9 protein-coding genes are annotated in these 6,621 nt (G+C 53.3%); 2 read left to right on the top strand and 7 right to left on the bottom strand.

Translation table 11 applies throughout. The annotated features are described in order from the left end of the window. Positions 1–219, top strand: a 219-nt coding sequence (locus AKL28_RS25180; RefSeq protein WP_231602653.1) for a hypothetical protein, incomplete at its 5' end; no start/stop codon positions are given. Between the two features lie 85 nt (positions 220–304). Further along, positions 305–898: a hypothetical protein gene (locus tag AKL28_RS22835; protein ID WP_050470595.1), complete on the top strand. Its 594-nt coding sequence runs from the start codon at positions 305–307 to the stop codon at positions 896–898. A 24-nt stretch (positions 899–922) separates the two neighbouring features. Here the strand turns inward: AKL28_RS22835 and AKL28_RS22830 are convergent, their stop codons facing one another. From AKL28_RS22830 to AKL28_RS22795, 7 genes are all read right to left on the bottom strand, one after another. Beyond that, a complete protein-coding gene (locus tag AKL28_RS22830; RefSeq protein WP_050470594.1) occupies positions 923–1,381 on the bottom strand; it encodes a hypothetical protein in 459 nt (152 codons plus the stop codon). 615 nt (positions 1,382–1,996) lie between these two features. After that, positions 1,997–2,848, bottom strand: a complete 852-nt coding sequence (locus AKL28_RS22820) for a type IV toxin-antitoxin system AbiEi family antitoxin domain-containing protein (protein WP_169801803.1) — start codon at positions 2,846–2,848, stop codon at positions 1,997–1,999. A 29-nt stretch (positions 2,849–2,877) separates the two neighbouring features. Next, positions 2,878–3,072 (bottom strand): hypothetical protein, encoded by a 195-nt coding sequence (locus AKL28_RS22815; protein ID WP_050470591.1) that lies wholly within the window; start codon positions 3,070–3,072, stop codon positions 2,878–2,880. Between the two features lie 70 nt (positions 3,073–3,142). Further along, complete coding sequence (locus tag AKL28_RS22810; RefSeq protein ID WP_156226453.1) at positions 3,143–3,373, bottom strand: hypothetical protein; 231 nt, start codon at positions 3,371–3,373, stop codon at positions 3,143–3,145. Positions 3,374–3,403: 30 nt separating this feature from the next. Beyond that, positions 3,404–4,723 (bottom strand): HipA domain-containing protein, encoded by a 1,320-nt coding sequence (locus AKL28_RS22805; protein WP_050470589.1) that lies wholly within the window; start codon positions 4,721–4,723, stop codon positions 3,404–3,406. After that, positions 4,720–5,952, bottom strand: coding sequence for a Fic family protein (locus AKL28_RS22800; RefSeq protein ID WP_050470588.1), 1,233 nt, complete (start codon positions 5,950–5,952; stop codon positions 4,720–4,722). The genes AKL28_RS22805 and AKL28_RS22800 overlap by 4 nt, the downstream gene beginning before the upstream one ends. Positions 5,953–5,954: 2 nt before the next feature. After that, positions 5,955–6,621: Fic family protein (locus AKL28_RS22795; protein WP_197091081.1), on the bottom strand; the 667-nt coding region annotated here is incomplete at its 5' end.

The raw sequence follows: 6,621 nt of genomic DNA, 5'->3' as shown, positions 1-6,621 counted from the left end.
AATCAGGGTCGGCTTAAAGAGGCAGCATTACTTGAAATCGAACCATATCGGGAGGTCGCCACGTGCGTGGGATTTCTCACAACCTACATGCGCGCGTCCCGGAAAACGCTTTCCGAAATTTCCACAGAGCTACAAGTATTGAGTGAACAGACACGCAAATTAACCCCGCCATCTGCCGCCGACATTGTATTTTCGCCGCCAATTGCGAAGAAAGACTGATGCAGTATGCTCCGCACTATGAGTTGCAAAATTGCGCATTTAACGCTATACCAGTGCGTAGTCGAAAACTCGTTGGAGTGTAAAAATGGGCGTTCCTGAAGGCGTCGATAATTTCAAGAATTATCGAAATTCGAAGATTGATGCGTCCCTCAAACTACTGCGTGTAGCCCTCGACGACGTCAAAAAGGGAAAAAAGAAATTCACTACTAAATCTGACCTCGTCAACGAGATGTCAGAGCGCACTGGTATTCATAGGACCACACTTGGCCGGAACGAGGCCTACCTACGCGAAATAATGAAGCACCTCACCAGCCAAGCTGGAGCTAGCACTTTCGTAATTCCCGAAGATGCGACTCCAGAATTGCTTCGCCAAATGGTGATTGATGCCAAGCTAGAAAACTCCCAATTGAAAGCCAAGTTGGAGAAAAGAGAACGCCAGGAACGAGCTGCCACAAATTCCTCTCCAACTTCTCAGCTTGCTTTCGCTGACACTGTATTCGTGCTTATGAAGGTGCTTGACCGCATGAATACACCTGAGCCGTTGTTCAGAGTCGACCTTGAAAAAGGACAGATTCTTGATTTGGCTGAAGACCCGGGCGCCCGACAAGTTGTTGTCTCTGGCCCTCGACTCAAGCATTTCATAGAAGCCATGAAAACCTGGCAAGAGCAGAAACGCTGACCCTAGCCGCCCAATTATCCGCGCTCAGCGCCCCGGCCGGCACATCTCCACCCACCGCAGCATGTCGTCGTACTGCCCATCATCCAAGCCTCTGGCATCGTTGTGAGCGAGCATGCTGGCGAAGCGTGCCAAGGTTTTCTCCGTCGACGAGCAGATGCCTTCTCGCCCGTTCATTCCAGGCTCCCCTGAATCGGCGAGTACACGGCGCCCAGCACTATCGACAAAGCTCTCTGGCATCACCCTCGATGCCGGCGCCTCCCGAACCATCTTAATCCAGCGCTCCAGGTCATCGTATTGACCGCGGTTAAGTACGCCAGCGGTCCAATCCGAAAGCCTGGATGCGAAGAGCGCCAAGACCATCTCAGTCGTCGAACCCACCCCCTCGTTCCCATCCATCCACGGCTGCCCCGATAGAGCCAACACGTGATGGCCATTCCGGTCGATGAAGCTTTCTGGGGGATACACTCCGTCTTTCCTGTTCATCTTTGAAGTCCCTCTCAGTAGCGATGTTGCCTATGTCAGAACCCCTGACATTTTCGGCGGAACCTTGCAGTCTAAGGTAGAGGGGACTTACCATCAAAATGGACTTAAGTATTTGATAATACTGGACTAAAAATTTTGCAACAGAAGGTGAATATCCGCTCTCAACACTCCTGATTCGTCCCGAAAGACGGTAGTCTTTGCTGCGAAATTGCCCAACGTTCAGCGAGCACGAAAATGGACTACGAAAAACTAGACCAAATAGCCCGAGAAGCATGGCACGGCGACTATACGCGTGTGGGGACACTCTCGATAGGTGAGCTTCTCTACGTGGCGCTTGCATCTGGCCGCATGCGCGAACTGGCTCCCGACTACTCTATCCCCTACGCTGTTGACCGCATCGGACCAGAAGCCATGGCACACATGCTGACTATGTGGCGTTCTGACTGCCAACCAAGGGACTGACTTTGCACCGCTTGTTGTCGCATTTACGTGGGCGTCACCGATTGGAAATCAAACCGGCAATTGGCAGCTCCTTTCCAAGTCGAACCATGTTGCCCATTGAGAGTATGTTTCCAGTGGCTATTGAGGCTGTCATCCCATCTTCTCGACGAAGACTCATGACAGTTCTTGGTTGCTTGAATTTACAAGAACGGCCCAGGGATTGGCCCCCTCGGCCCGAAGACTCGGGCCCTGCGCCTTGTGGTGCTCCAAATAGACCCAGTTAAGCCTTGAGGGCAGTCTGGCCCGGACCAGTTCGCTTAGGTCTGGACGTTTGAGTTCTTCCAGAATGAAGCCAAGGCGTTGAATGTTTGATATTTCGAACTCAGCCACGAGTGCGTTCTGAAGCCTCTTTTTAGAAAAATTAGGTAATAAGTCACGTATCGCGTGTACAGCTCGACCCGCCCCTCCTATGCGATGGGCGTAGCGCATCAGGTCAAGCGCAGTCACTTCAGGCGTACTGATTTTTAAAGGAGCATAAGCTTTAGGCAGGTATGAAGCAGGGACCTCCGCCACCGTCTTCTTCACAAAAAACTGTACGCGGACGCGGCCGACTTTTAATTCTCTTAGTGGGCGATTGGTTAAAACCTGGGTAACCTGTACGGCTTGATGCGATGAGCCATATTCAGCTGCTGCGGTGAGTAGGCCTACGTAATACGGCTGCTCGATTGATTGAAAATAGGCATCAAGCCACCAGAAGGCTGGTGGTGCTCCCATGGGAAATTGTTCTGGACTCACAATCAAGAAAAAATCCTGACGCGGCGACACTCTGGTGACGTACTTCCCTAAGCGTTTGACTTGGTCGCGCGCGGCTGTATGGGATAAACCTGTCGCCTTCTGCAGCTCAGCCAGGGTAAAGGTTATTTTTCCTCTTGTCTGGCAAGACTCGACAAATCGACGTGCCGCGTTCCAGTTTCGAGGCGTAGCAACAATCTCTGAAGATGCGGAATCGTCCTGAATCATTTCCATAACTGGCCATAAGACACATAGATACGCCATCAGTTGTTTTCCAGTCCGACCGATGGCATGTCATCCCAACCATCGACACGCGGCGGCCCTTGTGGGATTTCAGCCATCAGGGCGGCCAGCTTGTATCGTGGGCGGGACGGCACTTCTACGGTCAGCCGGGCGAGCTTTTCACCAAGCTCGCGTGCTTCCATCACCCTGGCAGGCGACAGAAAATGGGGTTTCATCGCTTCATGCCCGCAATCTCAGTCGCTACAGCATTAATATCCGCAATCACAGACAAAAGACTGTTTGTTGCTACAGGAGCTCCGCAGTCGGGATAGCCGTTCGAACATCAGCCAAAGCCGACCGTATCGCCTCTTCACGGGAAGTGGATTGGCGCGAGAAGTCCAGTGCCACATACCCCTCCCTGCCGATGCCGACTAATGCATCAGTACAGCCAGCAGCGCCGAGTCGCTCCACAACCTTGTCAACGTCAGAGTCGGATGTGTGGAGCTTGAATTTCAGGGTAAATTCGTAGTTCTTCATGATGGACATGGCTACCACAAGCTCGTGAGGTTACAGTTGCATCAGCCTGTTGGCCTGGCCCGTAGCGTACTCAGCGATATTGGCTACCAGCTCCCGCTCTACGCCCAGATAGCAAGCGTCCACGGCCAGCGCCGGCGCCACCTCAGTCACGGCTGCTCCCATACCCATCAATTCGCGCATGACGTTCTCAATTGGGATTCCTGCGACTTGGGCGAAAGCCTCCAGGTCAGATGCTACGACCTTCTCAGCCAGGAACTGGTCCCCGAAAGCCATGGCCATCTCTTGGAAAATCTTCTCTCCGTACACTTGGACCGAGACTAGGTCATAGAACGGCGCCGGCATGATGCCGTTGGCGGTCTGGCGGAACGAGATGTTCTTTCCGTGCGCGTCCGAGTTGCCAATCATCAGATTAAATAGCGCCCATCGAACGATGGTCATCTTGGCGGCTGGCGCGTCCTCAAAATGTAATTCCAACCCGAAGAGCTTCTCAAAGCTAACTCCGTAGCGTCTCTCCGGTGACCGGCCGTCATGCCATCCGAGACATTCATACTTCCTCGAGCTGGGCATATCCAAGGCCTGGCATGCATCAATGATGTGCATCCTGCCGACTCTTCCTGGCTGCAGCACGTCAGCACCTGCCGCATATGTCCTGTCGAACCGGTCGATAAGCAAGACCGGTTCCGGGACGCGGTGGATTTGTACACGGGGCACATCAAGACCAACCGCTGCGGCCAATGACATGCAGAAGTGCTCGTTGGCGACTAGGTGTGGAGTTCCTTTCCCCTGAGGTTCTGGCTTCAGAATGTGTGTCGAAGTGAGCGAGCCGCCGGCCAAGAACAGACTTTTTTCATGAAAGATGACTTGGAGCTTGTCCTGAACGCCGGCTAGCGACTGGTACCAAGTACCATCCCACTGAGCAAATGGAATCCCACGGTGGCGAGCCTGGATGCGCTCTGAAATCTCATCATCGTCGATTTCCTGCAGAAATGGTGCTTGAGCCGAGGGCAAAGCACCAGTCCCGCTGTGAAAAATGAGACTTGCAGCGCCGGCTGGTTCTGCTCCAAAGAGGTGGCCCATGGCGAACAGGTTGTCGGCGCTCAGTCGGCTATATCTCATTATGGCCATTCGAGCATCGCCTTCGGGCATCAGGTTCTCTACGAAACTGTATGTTGTCCTCCATTTGAATCCTTCTGCAGTCATCGCAAAGTGCGGCGACAGAGGGAATGAATCAGGGGATGCCTGCCAATGTGGGTAGTAGTAGAAGTCGAATTCTGAGCGACGTAATTCGCAGCGTATATTCCCGATTGCTTGCGCATAGCTCGCGACCAAAAGATGGCGTATCGCGCTCATAACCTTTCTCTGTCACTCAGATGCCAAATCCCGGAAATCCCGGCATAGCGTTCAGCCGACCGGCGATACGACCATTCGAAGATGTCGGCTGCGATGGAGACGTCTCCAAACTCGTAAAAGCCCAGCATCGCCATCATGTAGTAGTGGACGTCGATGTCGATGAACGCAATGGGGGCGCAGCGTGCCTTCACGAGCGGGATGTTCGCCACCACCCGGCTAGCCTGTGTATTTCCTTCAATGAAAGCCTGGAGATAGGCGATGTGCAGCCATAGGAAGAACGCGGCCTCTACGGGATTCTTGATTTCGGCTGCTTTGGTGCATACCAGCTCAAGCATCTCATCTATCTCTGGCGCTCTGCGCAAGGGCCGATATCGAGACTTTCCAACTTGCGTATGAACCGTTCGTGTTCGCCCAAGATGACGCGTTGCCAGCAAGTCCTTCATGATTTGGACATGTGAGTTTCGGATGAAATCGATGGAGAGTGGCCACTGTCGTCCATATCGCAAGACCATTTTGATTGCATCAGCGTTCGATACCAGCACGGCCTCGTCCCGCCATCTCGGGTTGTCTTCCTCAAGTATTTTCTTGGCGTCATCAAGCGACATTCGCTCACGCTCCAAGCGGCATGATGCCCATGAGAACTCTAGGACAAACTTATCCATCACCAGCGAGGGCATGTAATGATTGAAGGCCGCTTTTATTTCCCCAAGCGCTGCCAGCTTGTCAGCCACTCCAGCTGGGAGCAATGAGTCCACATTTGGACGATACTGTTTCAGGAGTTCTGGCCGATAGTTACTAATCGGGCGCTCCTCCCAATGTCGCTCCAACGCCGCAAATAGCTTCGCCGCTGCTTGACTCCAATCTGGGGATTCATCTTCCTTCATTAGAGAGGTTCCGACGCGCGTGTCCGATACCGTGTCCTGAGCTCGAAGCATGTCGAGCGCAATGTCTACCCGAGTCTTCACCGAAGGTGTCGTCGGCTCCAAGAGTGTTCTCAGGGCCTTTGATGTCGGCTTCGGGATGACGACCATTTCGAGATGAGCGATATCCAGCAGCGCTAGCAAAGTAGCTACGTTGCAATCAGCATGGTCGGTCAGCACGCCGCGCACAACCTCTGGTGCCAAGCCTGTGCGCTTAAGGATGCTTTTAAGGACGATGTCTTCACTGATGCCGTGCTTTTCCATGTAGGCCAGGACGAGCGCGGCTACGTCGCCTATCATTTTCACCATATTTAGCTCCGACGTAACTTGGGATTCAATATGTCCTCGAGGTGAAAGCCAGCATATCGTTGGGCAGATTGCATATAGGCCCAAGTGAACAGGTCTGTTGCGATTGATGCGTCTCCGAACTCGTAGAAGCCCCACATGGCTCGTTGGTAGTCGGCTCTATGCACGTGAGCGAAGGTGATAGGCACATGGCCGGCCTTCAGCAAGGGGATGTTCATGGCGGCACGGCTGGTGCGATGGTTGGCCGTATCGAAGGGCTGTAGATACGCCAGATGCAGCCAGAGAAAGAAGGAAGATTCAATGGGATGCTCGATGGCACGGGCCTTATCGATGAGCATGTCCATCAGCTCAGATAACGCGCGCTCATCACAGAGGGGAGAATATTGGCTGCAAGGAATGTACATAGACTCCTCGCGATAGCCATTCATGACTTGCGGCGGATGACGCCCGTGGACATGTTCTGCTTGTATTGTGTGGATTCTGTCGCAAGTAAGGTCGAGACCATCAACATTCCAAATTAGATGGTCATAGACCGCCCAGTGATTCAAGACATCATGAGTGTCCCGGTCATCGACCAGCGTTTTCGCGGAGAGCAGATTTCTCGCTCCGTATCGCGTGAAGCGGCTTCCTCTCAGTCGCGCAGGGGTGCCCCAGATGAAGTCCATCATGAAC

Origin of the sequence: Herbaspirillum chlorophenolicum, assembly GCF_001189955.1 — a bacterium.
GTDB classification, from domain to species: Bacteria; Pseudomonadota; Gammaproteobacteria; order Burkholderiales; family Burkholderiaceae_D; genus Herbaspirillum; species Herbaspirillum chlorophenolicum.
This window is presented reverse-complemented; position numbering and strand designations above follow the sequence as displayed.

What these genes read in the sequence shown, in the direction of transcription:
- AKL28_RS22835 (WP_050470595.1), top strand. Translation starts at nt 305, where the DNA reads ATGGGCGTTCCTGAAGGCGTCGATAATTTCAAGAATTATCGAAATTCG.
- AKL28_RS22830 (WP_050470594.1), bottom strand. Translation starts at nt 1,381, where the DNA reads ATGAACAGGAAAGACGGAGTGTATCCCCCAGAAAGCTTCATCGACCGG.
- AKL28_RS22820 (WP_169801803.1), bottom strand. Translation starts at nt 2,848, where the DNA reads ATGGAAATGATTCAGGACGATTCCGCATCTTCAGAGATTGTTGCTACG.
- AKL28_RS22815 (WP_050470591.1), bottom strand. Translation starts at nt 3,072, where the DNA reads ATGAAACCCCATTTTCTGTCGCCTGCCAGGGTGATGGAAGCACGCGAG.
- AKL28_RS22810 (WP_156226453.1), bottom strand. Translation starts at nt 3,373, where the DNA reads ATGAAGAACTACGAATTTACCCTGAAATTCAAGCTCCACACATCCGAC.
- AKL28_RS22805 (WP_050470589.1), bottom strand. Translation starts at nt 4,723, where the DNA reads ATGAGCGCGATACGCCATCTTTTGGTCGCGAGCTATGCGCAAGCAATC.
- AKL28_RS22800 (WP_050470588.1), bottom strand. Translation starts at nt 5,952, where the DNA reads ATGGTGAAAATGATAGGCGACGTAGCCGCGCTCGTCCTGGCCTACATG.